Source organism: Streptomyces colonosanans (assembly GCF_001866645.1).
In the GTDB taxonomy this organism is placed as follows: Bacteria; Actinomycetota; Actinomycetes; order Streptomycetales; family Streptomycetaceae; genus Streptomyces; species Streptomyces colonosanans.
The window spans coordinates 36,797-53,746 of the sequence record NZ_MLYP01000036.1; the positions used below are offsets into that span (position 1 = coordinate 36,797).

General features: G+C 69.3%; 12 protein-coding genes and 1 pseudogene. 4 read left to right on the forward strand and 9 right to left on the reverse strand.

Annotated features, from left to right (window positions below):
* Nucleotides 1-53: 53 nt before the first annotated feature.
* The 4 genes from BIV24_RS13125 to BIV24_RS13140 form a co-directional block, all read right to left on the reverse strand.
* Nucleotides 54-614, reverse strand: coding sequence for a hypothetical protein (locus BIV24_RS13125; RefSeq protein ID WP_107459401.1), 561 nt, complete (start codon nucleotides 612-614; stop codon nucleotides 54-56).
* Nucleotides 615-617: 3 nt separating this feature from the next.
* Nucleotides 618-2,237: an aa3-type cytochrome oxidase subunit I gene (ctaD, locus tag BIV24_RS13130; RefSeq protein WP_425442564.1), complete on the reverse strand. Its 1,620-nt coding sequence runs from the start codon at nucleotides 2,235-2,237 to the stop codon at nucleotides 618-620.
* Between the two features lie 325 nt (nucleotides 2,238-2,562).
* Nucleotides 2,563-3,231 (reverse strand): vitamin K epoxide reductase family protein, encoded by a 669-nt coding sequence (locus BIV24_RS13135; RefSeq protein ID WP_071366447.1) that lies wholly within the window; start codon nucleotides 3,229-3,231, stop codon nucleotides 2,563-2,565.
* A gap of 249 nt (nucleotides 3,232-3,480) precedes the next feature.
* Nucleotides 3,481-5,373 (reverse strand): ABC transporter ATP-binding protein, encoded by a 1,893-nt coding sequence (locus BIV24_RS13140; protein ID WP_177198709.1) that lies wholly within the window; start codon nucleotides 5,371-5,373, stop codon nucleotides 3,481-3,483.
* A gap of 134 nt (nucleotides 5,374-5,507) precedes the next feature.
* On the opposite strand from BIV24_RS13140, the pseudogene BIV24_RS31795 reads away from it, so the two are divergent.
* The 3 genes and pseudogenes from BIV24_RS31795 to BIV24_RS13155 form a co-directional block, all read left to right on the forward strand.
* Nucleotides 5,508-5,669: pseudogene (locus BIV24_RS31795) on the forward strand (crotonase/enoyl-CoA hydratase family protein); the annotation flags it as partial.
* Nucleotides 5,670-5,880: 211 nt separating this feature from the next.
* Nucleotides 5,881-8,100 carry an NADP-dependent isocitrate dehydrogenase gene (locus BIV24_RS13150; protein ID WP_071366450.1) on the forward strand — a complete coding sequence of 740 codons (2,220 nt, stop codon included), beginning with the start codon at nucleotides 5,881-5,883 and terminating at the stop codon, nucleotides 8,098-8,100.
* Between the two features lie 229 nt (nucleotides 8,101-8,329).
* A complete protein-coding gene (locus tag BIV24_RS13155; RefSeq protein WP_071366451.1) occupies nucleotides 8,330-8,866 on the forward strand; it encodes an NUDIX hydrolase family protein in 537 nt (178 codons plus the stop codon).
* Between the two features lie 27 nt (nucleotides 8,867-8,893).
* On the opposite strand, the gene BIV24_RS13160 is transcribed toward BIV24_RS13155, so the two are convergent.
* The 5 genes from BIV24_RS13160 to BIV24_RS13180 all read right to left on the reverse strand — a co-directional run bounded on the left by BIV24_RS13160 (nucleotide 8,894) and on the right by BIV24_RS13180 (nucleotide 14,301).
* Complete coding sequence (locus tag BIV24_RS13160) at nucleotides 8,894-9,730, reverse strand: DUF427 domain-containing protein (RefSeq protein WP_071366452.1); 837 nt, start codon at nucleotides 9,728-9,730, stop codon at nucleotides 8,894-8,896.
* 88 nt (nucleotides 9,731-9,818) lie between these two features.
* Nucleotides 9,819-10,259: a 2-thiouracil desulfurase family protein gene (locus tag BIV24_RS13165; protein ID WP_071366453.1), complete on the reverse strand. Its 441-nt coding sequence runs from the start codon at nucleotides 10,257-10,259 to the stop codon at nucleotides 9,819-9,821.
* Nucleotides 10,260-10,371: 112 nt separating this feature from the next.
* Nucleotides 10,372-11,010 (reverse strand): SRPBCC family protein, encoded by a 639-nt coding sequence (locus BIV24_RS13170; RefSeq protein WP_245766791.1) that lies wholly within the window; start codon nucleotides 11,008-11,010, stop codon nucleotides 10,372-10,374.
* Nucleotides 11,011-11,107: 97 nt separating this feature from the next.
* Nucleotides 11,108-12,157: a PLP-dependent cysteine synthase family protein gene (locus tag BIV24_RS13175; RefSeq protein WP_071366455.1), complete on the reverse strand. Its 1,050-nt coding sequence runs from the start codon at nucleotides 12,155-12,157 to the stop codon at nucleotides 11,108-11,110.
* Nucleotides 12,158-12,642: 485 nt separating this feature from the next.
* Nucleotides 12,643-14,301: a TlrC/CarA/OleB/SrmB family ABC-F type ribosomal protection protein gene (locus BIV24_RS13180; RefSeq protein ID WP_071366456.1), complete on the reverse strand. Its 1,659-nt coding sequence runs from the start codon at nucleotides 14,299-14,301 to the stop codon at nucleotides 12,643-12,645.
* Nucleotides 14,302-15,595: 1,294 nt separating this feature from the next.
* On the opposite strand from BIV24_RS13180, the gene BIV24_RS13185 reads away from it, so the two are divergent.
* A complete protein-coding gene (locus BIV24_RS13185; RefSeq protein WP_079168241.1) occupies nucleotides 15,596-16,885 on the forward strand; it encodes a phosphatase PAP2 family protein in 1,290 nt (429 codons plus the stop codon).
* Nucleotides 16,886-16,950: the final 65 nt, after the last annotated feature.

Genomic DNA, 16,950 nt, shown 5'->3' on the forward strand with positions numbered 1-16,950 from the left:
GGGGAACGCACCGAACGCCGCTCCTTAACGGGCAAACGTTGCCTGCCACGGCACTAGCGCGAGGGTCGCGCGTGGCCCGCCGTGGCGCGGCGGGCCGCGTGCGTGAAGGCGATCGCGGCGGTGAGGAACATGCCCACCACCGCGGCCGGAACGGCGACGGCCAGCACCCAGTGCAGGCCGTCGTCAGGGCCGGCGGCCAGCGCCACGACCGCGGTGAACGCGGCCGCGGCCAGCCCGCAGGCGACCAGGGCGACGAAGACGAGCCGTGAGGGGCCATCACCCTCCCGGAGCGCACCGTCGCGCAACTCCGCCCAGTGGCGGGCCGTCTCCTGCATCTCACGCCTGCGCTGCACCGCAGCGCGGCCCCAGACGCCGGCCGTGACGGCGGCGCCCGCCACGGCGACGCCGCAGGGGATCCACCACGCCCGGACCACGAGCAGAAGTGCAGCGACGGCCCCGATCGTGATCCAGCCGCTCAGACAGGCCGCCGCACCGGTGCGACGGGAGACGGGGCGGTCAGCCCCGGCACGCAGGTCGGCCAGCGCCGGCAGGTACCAGACGCAGCCGGCGGCGGTCACCATCGCAGCCCCCAGGGCGAGCACGGTCCGGGACACGGTTCAGCTCGCCTTCTGGAGCGCGGCGACCTCGGGGTGGTGCAGGTCGAACGCGGGGGACTCCGACCGGATCTGCGGCAGCGACAGGAAGTTGTGCCGGGGCGGCGGGCAGGAGGTGGCCCACTCCAGCGAGCGGCCGTAGCCCCACGGGTCGTCGACGCCGACCGGCTTGCCGTACCTGGCCGTCTTCCAGACGTTGTAGAAGAAGGGCAGCAGCGACAGACCGAGCAGGAACGACCCTATGGTGGAGAGCATGTTGAGGGTGGTGAAGCCGTCGGTGGCCAGGTAGTCCGCGTACCGGCGGGGCATGCCCTCGACGCCCAGCCAGTGCTGCACCAGGAACGTGAGGTGGAAGCCGGCCGTGAGCGTCCAGAACGTGATCTTCCCGAGCCGTTCGTCGAGCATCTTGCCGGTGAACTTCGGCCACCAGAAGTGGAACCCCGCGAACATCGCGTACACGACGGTACCGAAGAGCGTGTAGTGGAAGTGCGCGACGACGAAGTACGTGTCGGAGACGTGGAAGTCGATCGGCGGCGAGGCCAGCATCACACCGGTCAGGCCACCGAAGACGAAGGTGACCAGGAAGCCCATGGTCCATAGCATCGGTGTCTCGAAGGACAGACTGCCCTTCCACATCGTGCCGATCCAGTTGAAGAACTTCACACCGGTCGGCACCGCGATCAGGAAGGTCATGAAGGAGAAGAACGGCAGCAGCACGCCGCCCGTGACGTACATGTGGTGCGCCCACACCGTCACCGACAGACCAGCGATCGCGATCGTCGCGCCGACCAGGCCCATGTAGCCGAACATCGGCTTGCGGCTGAAGACCGGGATCACTTCCGAGACGATGCCGAAGAACGGCAGCGCCAGGATGTACACCTCGGGGTGGCCGAAGAACCAGAAGAGGTGCTGCCACAGCAGCGCTCCGCCGTTGGCCGCGTCGAAGATGTGGCCGCCGAACCGGCGGTCGGTCTCGAGTGCGAACAGCGCCGCGGCCAGAACCGGGAACGTCATGAGGACCAGCAGGGAGGTCAGCAGCACGTTCCACACGAAGATGGGCATGCGGAACATCGTCATGCCCGGAGCGCGCATGCAGACGATCGTGGTGATGAAGTTGACCGCACCGAAGATCGAGCCGAAGCCGGAGAACGCCACACCCATGATCCACAGGTCGGCGCCGAGCCCAGGCGAATGGACGGAGTCCGACAGGGGGGCGTAGAGGAACCAGCCGAAGTCGGCGGCCCCGTCCGGCGTCAGGAACCCGAAGGCCGCGATCAGCGAACCGAACAGGAAGAGCCAGTAGGCCAGCATGTTCAGCCGGGGGAAGGCGACGTCGGGGGCGCCGATCTGCAGCGGCATGATCCAGTTCGCGAAGCCGGTGAACAGCGGCATCGCAAACATCAGCAGCATGATCGAACCGTGCATCGTGAATGCCTGGTTGAACTGCTCGGTCGACATCATCTGCATGCCGGGCCGGGCCAGTTCGGCACGCATCAGCAGGGCGAGCACACCACCGATGATGAAGAAGATGAGCGCGGTGACCAGGTACATCGTGCCGATCTTCTTGTGGTCCGTGGTCGTCAACCACTCCACCCACGAAGGCCGCCGCGAAACATGCTCCATCTGTCCGGACGTCTCGTCCGCCACGGAGATCTCCGTCCGCGTCCGCGCGGTCTCCACTTGTTGTATCTGTGCCTCGTCCACCGGACGGCATCCTCCCTGGGCGTGTTCGTCGACGGACCGGGAAGCGGCATGGGTGCGGAAGACGACCACGGCCCTTCCCGGCCGCGCATCATGATCAGCGCTGGGGTACCTGGTCCGGATAGGGCCGAAGGGCCCCTGCAGGGCCCCGCCCACGGGGCCCAACGTCCCTACCTCGTCCACACACAGGGACGGACCGGACATACGCGAGCACCGGTGTCCGTGTCCGGCGGGTGCGCGGGCGAGGTCAGAGCAGCGTCTGCCAGTAGGACCAGAAGCGTGTGCCGATCAGCATCACGATGGTCAGACACCAGGTGACCGGAACCACCCAGTGGAACTCCAGCATCCCGGCGACCAGGGCACGCGGGGCCCGGATGATCCCGTGCCGGAGGTTGTGCACGGTGGTGTAGCAGAAGAGGACGATGGTGGCCGCCCAGGCCAGGCAGCACCACAGGCACAGCGCGCCGATCTCGTACAGCGCCTGGGTCATCAGCCACATGCAGAACGCCACACCGAGCAGCCCGCCCGCGTTGAGCCCGAGCCAGAACCAGCGCCGGTAGCGGGCCCCCGCCAGCAGCCCCACGCCGGCCGCGACCACGACCGGGTACGCGAGCAGCCCGAGCAACGGGTTGGGGAAGCCGAACACCGACGCCTGATCGCTGCGCATCACGTTCGAGCACGACACCACCGGGCTCAGATTGCACGCCGGGATGAAGTCCGGGTTCACCAGCAGCTCGACCTTGTCGATGGTGATCACGAAGGAGGAGAGGATCCCGAGCGCCCCGGTGACGATCAGCAGCCAGGCGAAGGCACGGGAGGCACCGCTCGCGCCGTCCGGCGTGATCTCCCCTCGTCCTCCGTCCTCCCGGGCCCTGGTGGTGAGGTGGTGCAGGGTGGCAGTGCTGCTGCTGGTCATCAGGGGTGTTCCGCCTCGCTCGCGCTCGGTGCGGGCTTTCCGGCCCGCGAGGGTCGATGGGTGGCTGTGCCCGTGCGGTCGGCGGCCGCCGTCAGGTCCCCGCAGGCACCCCCCTTGTACGGCGCCGTCTCCTCTGCCCGCGCACTGCACAGGTCCCGCCGTGCCGCCCGGAAGCGGGACAACGGGACCGAGGGACCAGTGAAGTCAGTGCGTCGTGCGGGCAACAAGGGCCGAACGGCCCTGGCGCCCCTACACGACGGCCTCCGGTTCGACCTCCCGGGGCGCGCCCGCCTTCTCGAACTGCGTGCGGTACAGCTGCGCGTACCGTCCGCCCTCCGACAGGAGTTCCTGGTGTGTGCCCCGCTCCACGATCCGGCCGGACTCGACGACGAGGATCACGTCGGCGGCGCGCACGGTGGACAGCCGGTGGGCGATGACCACGGCGGTGCGGCCCTCCAGCGCCTCCGTCAGGGCCTCTTGGACCGCGGCCTCCGAGGTGTTGTCCAGATGGGCGGTGGCCTCGTCGAGGATGACGACGCGCTGACGGGCCAGCAGCAGCCGGGCGATCGTCATGCGCTGGCGTTCGCCGCCGGACAGACGGTAGCCGCGCTCACCGACGACGGTGTCGAGACCGTCGGGCAGGGACCGTACGAGGTCGTCGAGACGGGACCGGCGCAGCGCGTCCCACAGGTCGTCCTCGGTCGCGCTCGCGCGGGCCAGCAGCAGATTGGCCCGGACGGTGTCATGGAACAGATGGCCGTCCTGCGTGACCATGCCGAGGGTCTCGCGCAGCGACTCGGCACTCAGGTCGCGGACGTCGACGTCAGCGACGCGGACGGCACCCTCGTCGACGTCGTACAGGCGCGGGAGCAGTCCGGCGATGGTGGACTTGCCGGCGCCGGAGGAGCCCACGAGCGCGACCGTCTGCCCGGGTTCGGCGCGGAAGGAGATGCCGCGCAGGACCTGGGCGCCGCCGCGGGTGTCCAGGGTCGCCACCTCCTCCAGGGAGGCGAGGGAGACCTTGTCGGCGGTCGGGTAGGCGAAGCGGACGTTGTCGAACTCGACCGCCACCGGACCGTCGGGGACCCGTCGCGGATCCGTCTTCTCCTCGATCAGCGGCTTGAGGTCCAGTACTTCGAAAACGCGCTCGAAGCTGACGAGAGCACTCATGACCTCGACCCGTGCGCCCGCGAGGGAGGTGAGCGGTGCGTAGAGCCGGGTGAGCAGCAGGGCCAGCGAGACGACGGCGCCCGGCTCGAGGGTGCCGCTGAGGGCGAACCAGCCGCCGAGGCCGTAGACCAGGGCGAGCGCGAGGGCGGAGACCAGCGTGAGCGCGGTGATGAACGCGGACTGCGCCATCGCCGTCCGCACCCCGATGTCCCGCACCCGCCGGGCCCGCGCCGCGAATTCGGCGGACTCGTCGTCCGGCCGCCCGAACAGCTTCACCAGCGTGGCACCGGGCGCGGAGAAGCGCTCCGTCATCCGGTTGCCCATCGCGGCGTTGAGGTCGGCGGCCTCCCGCTGCAGCCGCGCCATCCGGCCGCCCATCCGCCGCGCCGGGACGACGAAGACCGGCAGCAGCACCAGGGCGAGCAAGGTGATCTGCCAGGACAGGGTGAGCATCACGGCGAGCGTGAGCAGCAGCGTGACCACGTTGCCGACGACGCCCGACAGGGTGTTGCTGAAGGCGCGCTGGGCGCCGATGACGTCGTTGTTGAGTCGACTGACGAGCGCACCTGTACGCGTACGGGTGAAGAACGCGACCGGCATGCGCTGCACATGATCGAACACAGCCGTCCGCAGATCGAGGATGAGTCCTTCCCCGAGCGTGGCCGACAGCCGGCGGCTGAGGAGCCCCAGCGCCGCCTCGGCGAGCGCGATGAGGGCGATGAGCAACGACAGCCGTACGACCGTGCCTCGGTCGCCGTGCGACACGATCGCGTCGACGACGCGGCCCGCGAGCACGGGGGTCGCGACGGCGAGCAGCGCGGTCACCACGCTCAGCACGACGAACTGTGCGATACGGCGGCGGTGCGGGCGCGCGAACGCGGCGATGCGGCGCAGCGTGGCGCGGGCGAAGGGGCGGCGCTCCTGCCGTGCGGTCATGACGCTGTGCAGCTGATGCCAGGCGGTGGTTTCCATGCTCATGAGAGAAACGCTAGAACCCCAAGCATTGTTGAGGTCAATGCTCGGCGTACGAAGTCCGGAATCTCCCCCGTACTCAGGAGTAGCCTCAGCCGGGCCAGCCTTCTCCGCCGCGTGAAAGGGACAGCCCGATGCCGGTCCGGATCGAACGTCAGGGGCACGTCACCACCGTGATCCTCTCCCGCCCCGAGGCCCGCAACGCGGTGGACGGGCCGACCGCCACCGCGCTCGCCGACGCCTTCCGGGAGTTCGAGGCGGACGAGTCCGCGCAGGTGGCGGTGCTGCGGGGCGAGCTCCGGTACGGCATGGACGTCCTGGCCGAGGGCTTGGCGGGCGCCGCCCGCTTCGCGGCGGGGGCCGGGCGGCACGGGTCGTTCACGGGGCTGTGACCGCGCTCCGGAGGACGGGCGGCTCGCGGTATGCGCGCGTACCCCTGTCGAGCCGGAGGCGATCACGAGATATCTTGATGTCGAGCAATGTTGCAGACGTGGAGCGGAGCACCCGGTGACTGACTCGACCATCATTTACACGCACACTGACGAGGCCCCCGCCCTGGCGACGTATTCGTTCCTGCCGGTGGTCCGGGCGTACGCCTCGCAGGCGGGTGTCGCTGTGGAGACCCGCGACATCTCGCTGGCCGGGCGCATCATCGCCGTGTTCCCGGAGTACCTGCAGGAGGGCCAGCGCATCCCGGACGCCCTCGCCGAGCTGGGCGAGCTGGCCAAGACGCCCGCGGCCAACATCATCAAGCTGCCGAACATCTCGGCGTCCATCCCCCAGCTGAAGGCCGCGATCGCCGAGCTGCAGGGCCAGGGCTACGCGCTGCCCGACTACCCGGACGACCCGAAGACCGACGAAGAGCGCGAGATCCGCGCCCGCTACGACAAGATCAAGGGCTCCGCCGTGAACCCGGTCCTGCGTGAGGGCAACTCCGACCGCCGCGCCCCCGCCTCGGTCAAGAACTACGCCAAGACCCACCCGCACCGCATGGGCGCCTGGACCTCCGAGTCCAAGACCAACGTGGCGACGATGGGCGCGGACGACTTCTGCTCCACCGAGAAGTCCGCGGTGATCTCCGAGGCCGGTGCGCTGCGCATCGAGCTGAAGGGCGACGACGGCTCCACCACCGTGCTGCGCGAGTCGGTGCCGGTCCTCGAGGGCGAGGTCGTCGACGCCTCCGTGATGCGCGTCGCCGCCCTGCGCGAGTTCCTGACCGCCCAGGTCGCGCGCGCCAAGGAGGAGGGTGTCCTCTTCTCCGTGCACCTGAAGGCCACGATGATGAAGGTCTCCGACCCGATCATCTTCGGTCACGTGGTGCGCGCCTTCTTCCCGAAGACGTTCGCGAAGTACGGCGAGACGTTCGCCGCGGCCGGTCTGACCCCGAACGACGGTCTGGGCGGCATCTTCAAGGGCCTGGAGGGCCTGCCGGAGGGCGCCGAGATCAAGGCCTCCTTCGAGGCGGAACTGGCCGAGGGCCCGGAGCTGGCCATGGTCGACTCCGACAAGGGCATCACCAACCTGCACGTGCCTTCCGACGTGATCGTCGACGCCTCCATGCCGGCCATGATCCGCACCTCCGGTCACATGTGGGGCCCGGACGGCCAGGAGCACGACACCCTCGCGGTCCTGCCGGACAGCAGCTACTCGGGCGTGTACCAGGCCGTGATCGAGGACTGCCGCGCCCACGGCGCCTACGACCCGTCCACCATGGGTTCCGTCCCGAACGTCGGCCTCATGGCGCAGAAGGCCGAGGAGTACGGCAGCCACGACAAGACGTTCGAGATCCCGACCACGGGCACGGTCCGCCTGGTCGACCAGGCCGGCAACGTCGTCCTGGAGCAGACGGTCTCCGCGGGCGACATCTTCCGCGCTTGCCAGACCAAGGACGCCCCGATCAAGGACTGGGTGAAGCTCGCCGTCACCCGCGCCCGCGCCACCGGCGCCCCCGCGGTGTTCTGGCTGGACGAGACCCGTGCCCACGACGCCAACCTGATCGCCAAGGTCAAGCAGTACCTGCCGGAGCACGACACCGAGGGCCTGGACATCCGCGTCCTGTCCCCCGTCGAGGCGACCAAGCTGTCCGTGGAGCGCATCCGCCGCGGCGAGAACACCATCTCCGTCACCGGCAACGTGCTCCGTGACTACCTGACCGACCTGTTCCCGATCCTGGAGCTGGGCACCAGCGCCAAGATGCTGTCGGTCGTCCCGCTGATGGCGGGCGGCGGCCTGTTCGAGACGGGCGCCGGCGGCTCCGCGCCGAAGCACGTCCAGCAGCTCGTCAAGGAGAACTACCTGCGCTGGGACTCGCTGGGCGAGTTCTTCGCGCTGGTGCCGTCCCTCGAGCAGTTCGCGAAGACCGCCGGCAACGCCCGCGCCCAGGTCCTCGCCGACACCCTCGACCGCGCCACGGCGACGTTCCTGAACGAGGACAAGTCCCCGACCCGTCGCCTCGGCGGGATCGACAACCGCGGCAGCCACTTCTACCTGTCCCTGTACTGGGCGCAGGAGCTGGCCCGGCAGACCGCCGACGCCGACCTGGCCAAGGCGTTCGCGCCGCTCGCCGAGACGCTCGCCGCCAACGAGCAGAAGATCGTCGACGAGCTGATCGCCGTTCAGGGCAAGCCGGCCGAGATCGGCGGCTACTACCAGCCCGACCCGGCCAAGGCCGCCGCGGTCATGCGTCCGTCGGCGACCTGGAACGAGGCGCTGGCCTCGCTGGCCTGACGGACGCCCGCGGGAAACCCGCATCCGTGCGCACAGCCGCCCCGGCCGGATCCGATCCGGCCGGGGCGGTCCGCTCTGCGGGGCGCGCCCGCGACGACTGACCGCCGCAACGAAGCCGGCCACTCCCCGAGGCACCCTGTCGCGGGGCCGGTCACCCGCTTCGGTGTGAGATCCGTCTGACCTGGAGCAACACGCCCACGGCACGAGCCGTTGACCGTACGATCGGCAAATGCCTGACACGACCGAAACCACGCCCGGCTGGTTGGCTCCCGACGAACTCGAGCTGGCGCGTGCCCGCATGCCGATCCTGTACGTGGAAGCCGTGCCCGTGCGCGTCGACGACAGCGGCGAAGTCACCAGCATCGGCCTGCTGCTGCGGATCGGCCCCGACGGGACCGTCAGCCGTGCTCTCGTCTCCGGGCGGGTCCTGCACCACGAACGGGTCCGGGACGCGCTTCTGCGCCATCTGGAGAAGGACCTCGGCCCGGTGGCGCTCCCTCGCGTCCCGCCCTCTCTGCAGCCGTTCACCGTTGCCGAGTACTTCCCGACGCAGGGGATCACTCCGTTCCACGACCCCCGCCAGCACGCGGTGTCGCTCGCCTACATCGTTCCCGTGTCCGGCGACTGCCGCCCCCGCCAGGATGCGCTCGACCTCGAGTGGTTCAGCCCGCAGGAGGCCTCCTCGGCCCTGGTGCAGAACGAGATGCCGGGTGGTCACGGCGTCCTGCTCAAGCAGGCCCTGGCCCATGTCGGCTGCCTGTCCTGACCGACGCGCCCGGCCCGGTGCCCCGCCTCAGGGGTGCCGGGCCGGCGGGCGTGCCGCCAGGGTGCTGCTGAACGGGGTCACCGGCCGCTCCACGCGCTCCCCGTCCACCGTGATGTCGACGGCCTCGTTGTAGAAGGCGACGAGTCCCTTGACGGCGGCGACCGCGGGCAGCGGGTCCGGGTAGCTCCAGGCCACGTTCGGCGGAACACCGGCGCCGCTTCGGTACGACCAGTACCGGGCCGTTCCCTTGTACGGGCAGCCAGTGGCGTGGTCCGTGGAGGCGAAGAGGTCCAGCCGGACGTCCTCGCGCGGGATGTAGTACCGCACCGGGAGTCCCGTCTCGAACAGCAGGACGGGGCGGCGGGTGTCCGCGACCGCCGTGCCCCCGATCTCGACCCGCACATGGCGGCTGCTCGGCAGGGCGTCCACCCGCTTGTGCGGGTCCCGGGGGTGGACGAAGATCTCTTCTTCCTCCTCGTACCAGTGATCCAGCCCCCGGCCGCTGCGCCGGAACCACTCGAAGGCGATGTGGCCGGCCAGGTCGTCGGCGGGGTACGTCCACGCCGCGTTCTCCAGCAACTCGCCGTCGATGTCGAGGTCGTAGAAGACCGTCGATCCGGTGTGCGTGCCCGTCGGCGCGTTCTTCGCCGGGCGGAGCAGGTCCGCGCGGACGTCCTCGCGCGGAAAGGCGTAGAGCGGCACGGGCAGCCCCGGCTCCCAGACGAGGACGGGGCGCCGGCTGTCGACGACGGTGACATCGCCCGTGCGGCCGCGCACCCACCGCTCGCTGGGCTCCCAGAGAAGACCCTCGGGGGTGGTCCGGACACATCGCGCGCCGGGGAGGTTGAGGGGAAACACCGTCATGGCTCGCTCTCCTTCACGGTCCCGGATGTGGGTGGTCCCCCAGTAGACACCGCCCGGCCGAGCAGTCGGTGCGGGGGAACGCCGTGCCTCAGACCGTGTCCACCTGGATGCCGTTGCGTCGCAGCAGTGCCGCCGCCACACCGTCCCCGGGGCGCAGGGTGCCGCTGAACGTACCGTCATAGATCTGTCCGCAGCCGCACGACGGGCTGCGGGCCATCAACAGCGCCCTGCGGGCCCCGGCGGCAGAAGCGGCGGCCAGCACCTGGTGGGCGCCGTCGACGAACTGTGCGGTGCAGTCCGCGCCCGTCGCGTCGACCACCCTGGCACGGCCGTGCAGGACGTCCTCACCGTCCCCACCGACGATCTCGGCCGGTACGCGCGGGGTGGGCAGGCCGCCTGCCACCTCGGGGCAGAACACGACCGCACCTCCCTCGGCGGCCAGGGATCGCGCCTGCTCGGACTCCACCGCACGCCCGTTGTACCGACAGGGCACACCCGTCAGACACGCACTGACCACCACCGGTTCCATGGGACCACCCTACCGATGGTCGCGCCGGCCGCTGCCGCGCGGCCTTGCTGATCAACGGTGGCCGACAAAGGAGGTTCGAAGCCGTGCGCCGGGGCTCTTCGCCCGGCCTCGGCTACGCTTCCGCCTCGGCCTTCACGCCCGCCAGCGTCGCCTCGATGCCGGTGCGCAGCAGCGCCAGCCGGCCATCGATGATCTGCTCCTCCTTCTCCGGGTACTTCTCGACGAAGTCGTGAAGCGGGCCACGGGCGGGTCCGATCCGCATGCCGTGCCGCAGGCGGGTGCCGGACCCTTCCGCGACCGGTTCCAGCAGGTACGTCCAGATGGCCAGCGCCTCGCCGCTCGTCCGGTCGCCGTAGACCACCTCCCACCGGAAGGAGCACTGTTCCACCATCTCCACGATGCGGCTGACGGTGCGCCACTCCCCCAGGACGTCATTGCGGTTGCGGCCGGAGAAACGCGCGCCGACCGCCGGGCCGTCGGCCCCGTCCAGCCACTCCACCTCCTGCAGCTCCGGGCTGTGCCGAACCGAGGTGGAAATGTCCGACACCAGCTCCCAAACCCGCTTCGGCTCAGCGGAAATCTCGATCTCACACTCCACGTGGGGACCGTCGGCAAGACGCATCGCTTCAACCTCCAAGACAGGACTGGTTCGTGCGGCAAACCTATCGGACGCATTGAGCATCGCCGCGAGGACATCGTGCTTGTACGACCTGACCGCGTGCGCCCCGAACCACCAACGGACCGCTATCACGGCCTCGGCTCCTCGCCATCCTCCGCGACCTCGCCACCGGTTCACCGGAAGACTCCGGCCTCCCCGCGAAACCGGCCGCAGTCTGCGTCGCCCCGCCTCATCCGGCCGGGGTGACGCCCCAGGTCCCCGTGGCAGTGAAGCGCTCAAGGTCGGACAGCGGGCCGTGCAGCTGCCACCCCTTGGCCTCGATCCAGGCGTCGTCGTAGTACGTGTCCCGGTAGGTCTCCCCGCCATCCCCGACGACCATCACCACCGCCCCGCGCTCGCCCTCCCGGCGCATCCGGTCCAGGACGTGGAACGCACCCCACAGACAGCTCCCGGAGGAGGGGCCGGCCATCAGCCCGGTGATGGCGCGCAGATGGCGCATCGCCGCCACACTGGCGACGTCCGGCACCGGGATCACCAGGTCGACCACCGACGCATCGAAGGCGGGTTCGACGCAGGGTCGTCCGATCCCCTCGATCCGGGAGGGCATGCCGGTGGTGTAGCCGGGGAAGTCGGCGGCCCAGCCGGGGAAGTACGCCGAGTTCTCCGGGTCGACCACGGCGATCCGGGTCCCGGCGCCGCGCATGCGCAGATACCTGCCGATGGCGGCCGAGGTGACCCCGCTGCCGACGCCGGCCACGATCCACGCAGGCGCCGGCTCCCCCCTCTTCTCCAGGTCGCTCAGGATCCCGGCGCCGAGGCTGTCCGGCCCGCTCCAGTCGACTGCGTCCCCCACCCGCTGGAGGTGATCGAAGTAGTGGCCGCTGGACGCCTCCGCGAGAAACCGGGCCTTCTGGTAGACGGCGAGCGGCGGGTCGAAGGGGTGGCAGCGGCCGCCCTGCTCCTCGATCCGGCGCCGCTTGTCCGGACCGGTCTTGCCCGGCACGACGGCGGTGTACGAAAGCCCGAGGAGCCGTGCGAAGTGGGCCTGTGCCACAGCCATGTTGCCGCTGGCGGCCTCGAACAGCGGGGTGCCGGGGCCGATCTCGCCACAGCGCAAGGCGTCGAGGAAGAGGTCACGGGCGGGCCCGTGCTTCAGACTGCCCGTAGGCCGCCGGGACTCGTCCTTCAGATACAGCGCCGCGCCCGGCGGCCCTGCGAGCGGGAAAACCCGCAGGGGCGTGGGCGGTTCGGCGGCCCGGTCGGCCAGCAGCAGGTCCATCGCCCGGTTCACCCAAGCGCGGGCCCTGTCGTCACCGGTTCCCGGTACCACTCGATGCGTCTCCGTTCCGTTGACGTCCTCTCCTGCCCGAGGGCAGGAGATTCCGGTCCGCACCGCTACGCGGTGCCACCTCGGGTTCCTGCTTCACCGGCCCTTGCCGCTCTCCGGGGAGATCGGTCTTACAGGGGCCTCCGCAGGCGTCACTTTCCGCCCGTCCGGCGGTAGATCCGACAACTCCGTCATCGGATGACGCAATCGTAGCCATGCCGCTGCGGCCCTCCGGGCCACAAGGGACCGGATGCCCTTCACCTCCACCCTGAAGGGCGGAGCACTGGGCAAGTGTTCGGTAGCGCTTGGCCGCAGGTACGGCCTTCCAACGTTGGCCGGAGTCCGCACCCTGCCCCCTTGTCCAATCTACGACTTACTCGCGCGTACGCGAAGGGGGTGCTGCCATGGGCGGCACCCCCTTCACTCATGTTGGCCGGTCACCGTCCGGCGGCGACGACCCCCTCGCGCAGTTCCAGGCGCGATCCCGAGAACTCGGCCCGCATGCGGCGGTCGTGCGTCACGAGAACGAGCGCGCCCTCGTAGCCGGCCAATGCCTCCTCCAACTCCTCCACGAGGGCGGGAGAGAGGTGGTTGGTGGGCTCGTCGAGCAGCAGCAGATCCACCGGTTCGCTCACCAGCCGGGCCAGCTCGATGCGCCGCCGTTGCCCGTAGGAGAGTTCGCCGATCCGTAGACGCAGGGCGTCGGGCTCGAACAGTCCGAGGGACAGCAGCCGGTCGGCGTGTTCGCCGCGGTCGCCGGAGCGACCTTGGGCGAAGGCCTGAAGCACGGTGCTGCCGGGCGGCCAGGGGGTTTCCTCCTGTCGCAGGTGCCCGACGCGTCCGGGGACGCGCACGGTGCCCGCGTCCGGCTGGAGTTCGCCGGCGAGGACGCGCAGCAGGGTGGATTTGCCGGCGCCGTTGGGGCCGGTGACCAGTAGCCGTTCACAGGGCGCGATCCGCAGCTCGGGCAGCCGCAGGCGTCCGTCGACTACGACGTCGTCGAGCGCAACGGCTGGTTCGGCCGAGGCACCTTCACCTGCCGTGGTGATCCGCGCGGTGAACTTCAGCGGGTCCGGCGGCGGGGTGACGGGGTTGGCGGTGAGGCGTTCGACGCGTTCCTTGGCATTGCGGATGCGGCTCATGGCGCCGTGTACGCGTCCGCGGGCACGGAAGGCGGCGTAGCCGAAGATGGCCTTCTCCATCTTGCGGGGAATGCCGTCGAGTCGAGCGGCGTGGGAGCGGGCCAGGCGGCGACTGCGCTCGAGTTCCTCGCGCCATTCGTCGTACTGGAGTTGGCGTCGGCGGCGTTCGGCAGCCTTGGCGGCGAGGTAGCCGGTATAGCCGTTGCCGTGCCGGGCGACGCGTCCGGTGTCGATCTCGAGGACGGTGGTGGTGAGGCGTTCGAGGAAGACACGGTCGTGGGTGACGGCGACGACGGTGCCGCGGTGGGCGCGAAGGTGTTCTTCGAGCCAGCCGACGGCCTGGTCGTCGAGGTCGTTGGTGGGTTCGTCGAGAAGGAGGAGTTCGGGCTGGGAGGCGAGCGTGGCGGCGAGTGCGAGCCGGGACCGTTCGCCGCCGGAGAGGGTGCCGAGGCACCGCTGCCGGTCGAGCGAGGGCAGGCCGAGTCCGTGAAGCGCGGCGTCGACGCGGGCGTCGGCGCCGTATCCGTCGCGGGCCTCGTACTGTTCGGTCAGCCGCGCGTACTCGGCGAGGCCGGCCTTGAGGTCGGCGCTGGAGGTGACCTGCCCGAGGGCGGCCTCGGTGCGGCGCATGGCCGCCTCGAGGGCGCGCAGTTCGGCGAGGGCGAGGTCGACGGCGTCCTGGACGGTGGCCTCGGGGGGCAGTGCAAGGGTCTGAGCGAGGTAGCCGACGCCGCCGGGGGCGACGACGGTCACTTCGCCGGTGTCGGGCTGCTCCTCGCCGGCGAGCAGGCGCAGCAGGGTGGACTTGCCTGCCCCGTTGTCGCCGACGACGCCGGCTTTCTCGCCGGGGGCGAGGGAGAAGGTGCACTGGTCGAACACGGTGCGCTCGTCGTAGCGCTTGGTGACACCGTGCAGAGAGAGCTGGGAAGTGGGAGAGGAAAAGGGCGCAGTCATGCGAAACCCCCTGTTCTCGGCCGTGCCGATCGGAACGGAATCGAGTACACAGAGACGCCACGACGGCGGAGCCGAGCTCTACGCGGTCGGGCGGGGGGTGATCACAGAGTTCCCATGGAGGTCACCATAGAAGAGAGTCGGCACGATCGGCAACGGTCACCGACAGTTTGGTTACGGCATGGCATGGGCCCCAGGCCGCCCTCTCGCCGCCCATATCGATATGGCAACCCCGCACGACACCCTGCGGGCGGTACCGGTCATCACCGTGCCAGCGAGGCGATTCGAGCTACAGGTGGCGCAGCGAGCGCCCGAGACGGCAACGACGTAACGACCTGGGGAGCAATAGGGAGCGGCGTCGCGGCGTCCGGCACGGCAGCTCACGGCGGTGCCGGACGCCGCCCCTTCACCCACTCCCTATTGCTCCCCAGGTCGTAAGAGAGCTGTGCGCCTTTCGGCATGCGTCGGAAGTGCGAGTCCTGTCCATAGGCGGAATCCGCAGCGGCCGAGGATCAACACACCGTTCATCCGGCAGAGTTGCTCAGCCACGTACGTCCACAGGTCGTCGCGCAGGCCGTCGGCACCCCACCGGCCGCAGGAAAGCAGGTGCTGCAGGCCGTACGGGGTGGCGACCGGCGTACTCGGCGGGATACCGGCTGCCCTTACGGCCTACCGGGCCGAGCAGCCCGCGGGCACAGTCCCGCAACTGCCGCCGGGCCTCCATGCGGGAAAAGCGCCGACCGATCCGCAGGAAGACTTCGAGTTCCAGGTCCCAGGCGTTCGTCGGTACGTCGTGGATCACGGCAACGAACTGCTCGTCGCACCGTCATTGCGTGCGGCGCGGGCGCCCGTTGGTGGGTCGACCGGCCCAAGACCCTCCCGCGCATGGCAATCCCCCGCTACACTCCCCACCGCCGGGCCGCTGACCAGCAGAAATACAGGAGTCCGACTGGAGCACCAGAACCACTGGGCAATCCGTGTCACCCTCGACGCCAGCCAAGTGTCGGGAGTTTCATGGTCGTTCCCGAGACGCTGGACCATCGAGCCAGGATCGACCGACCTTCGCACCACCCATGACCAGCGAACTCACTCGAACCGTTCCGATAGCATGATCGAACTCACGACGAGCGCCCTCATCGCCCGTCCTTCACCGGAAAAACCATGCTGTCCGGCACGAAGAGTGACCTATTCACATGACGTCTAACAAATTGGCCAGACATTGATACCTATAGCGTCGCGGGCGTTTTCGCGAATAAAAAGCAGAACTACGTTCGCCGCGTGGCGTCAATCACGGGCGATACTGTGGACGGCGGCGAGTGTGGTCGCCCTCGGCTTCCTCATCGCGCTGGAGATCGCCGCGCGTGGCTACGGTCTACGGGGGCCGATCGCCAACCAGGTGCGCGAGGTGATATTCGCCCCCAAATCGGGTTTCCTGCTGTACGGCAGTATGGCGCTGATGATGGTGGTGCTCACCTGGCGGCAACGGCTCATCGCGGCTGGTGCCGCGATCGGCATCGACATCGTCTTCGTGCTCGTGCGGTGGGCGGCCGACATCAAGGTGACCGAAGGCCACCTCTTCGGCAACGGCGCGTTGTGGGTGATTCTGGGCTGTGGGGTCATCGCCGTCACGCGCCGCACGGGCCAGGAACGTGTCCTGTGGTTGAAGGGCGTCGGGCTGGGCCTGCTACTGGTGGCCGGCCGCAAGACCGGCGACACCTGGCTACTCATCACATCGAAGACACGTCCGGCAGTACTCGACCAGTACGTGGCAACCGCCGATCACGCGCTGGGCAACCCGTCGTGGCTGGTCGGCCGGATGGTCAGGGCCACCGGCCCGATCGGCGAGCATTTCCTTGACTTCGTCTACGGCCAACTTGCGGTGGCCGCGGTCGTCTTTACGCTGTACCAGCTACGTAACGTTGCGGTCGAGGGTCGCTTTCCGGGCCATCATCTGGTGCGCACTTTTCTGGTCATCGGTCTCCTCGGGCCGGGTATCTACATGATCTTCCCGGTGGTCGGACCGATCTTCGCCTACGGCGCAGACGGAGGGCACTGGGCGATGGCCGACATGTGGCCGGGCACGCCGCCACCGATCAATACCCCGCACCACATGCCGTTCGACGAGATCACCCCACGCAACTGCATGCCCAGCCTGCACACGGCTTGGGCTACCGCGATATTCATTCATTCCCGCAAGGGCCCACGGGTTCTGCGAGTCGCAGGCACGGTCTGGCTGATTGCCACGCTCGCCGCGACGCTGGGATTCGGCTATCACTACGGTGCGGATCTCGTAGCCGGCGTGGTGTTCACCCTCACGATCGAGGCAGCGATGCGCTCGCTCGAACGCGGCTGGGACCGGTCAGCAATCCAATTGGTCACCTACGGTGCAGCGGTCTTCACTGTGCTCTTGCTGTCATATCGCTATCTGTCGGTGGAGATGGCTGAGTATCCGTGGGTGTTCGGGCCACTTCTCGTTCTGGCGCTTGCCTCGGTGGTCTACAGCTACGTACGGACCACCAAACTGTGGGAACCGAAGGCCGCACCAGCGCGACAACCACGCCCGCAACCGCAACCCGAACTGGCTTGAGCCATGTTGCATCGCGAAAGGGCATGCGCATGGTGTACACGCCTCAGTGGTTGACGACCAGTTGA

Excerpts from the sequence above, each read along its gene's own strand:
- ctaD (WP_425442564.1), bottom strand. The coding sequence starts at position 2,237 with ATGGAGCATGTTTCGCGGCGGCCTTCGTGGGTGGAGTGGTTGACGACC.
- BIV24_RS13135 (WP_071366447.1), bottom strand. The coding sequence starts at position 3,231 with ATGACCAGCAGCAGCACTGCCACCCTGCACCACCTCACCACCAGGGCC.
- BIV24_RS13140 (WP_177198709.1), bottom strand. The coding sequence starts at position 5,373 with ATGGAAACCACCGCCTGGCATCAGCTGCACAGCGTCATGACCGCACGG.
- BIV24_RS13155 (WP_071366451.1), top strand. The coding sequence starts at position 8,330 with ATGCCTGACACGACCGAAACCACGCCCGGCTGGTTGGCTCCCGACGAA.
- BIV24_RS13160 (WP_071366452.1), bottom strand. The coding sequence starts at position 9,730 with ATGACGGTGTTTCCCCTCAACCTCCCCGGCGCGCGATGTGTCCGGACC.
- BIV24_RS13165 (WP_071366453.1), bottom strand. The coding sequence starts at position 10,259 with ATGGAACCGGTGGTGGTCAGTGCGTGTCTGACGGGTGTGCCCTGTCGG.
- BIV24_RS13175 (WP_071366455.1), bottom strand. The coding sequence starts at position 12,157 with ATGGACCTGCTGCTGGCCGACCGGGCCGCCGAACCGCCCACGCCCCTG.
- BIV24_RS13180 (WP_071366456.1), bottom strand. The coding sequence starts at position 14,301 with ATGACTGCGCCCTTTTCCTCTCCCACTTCCCAGCTCTCTCTGCACGGT.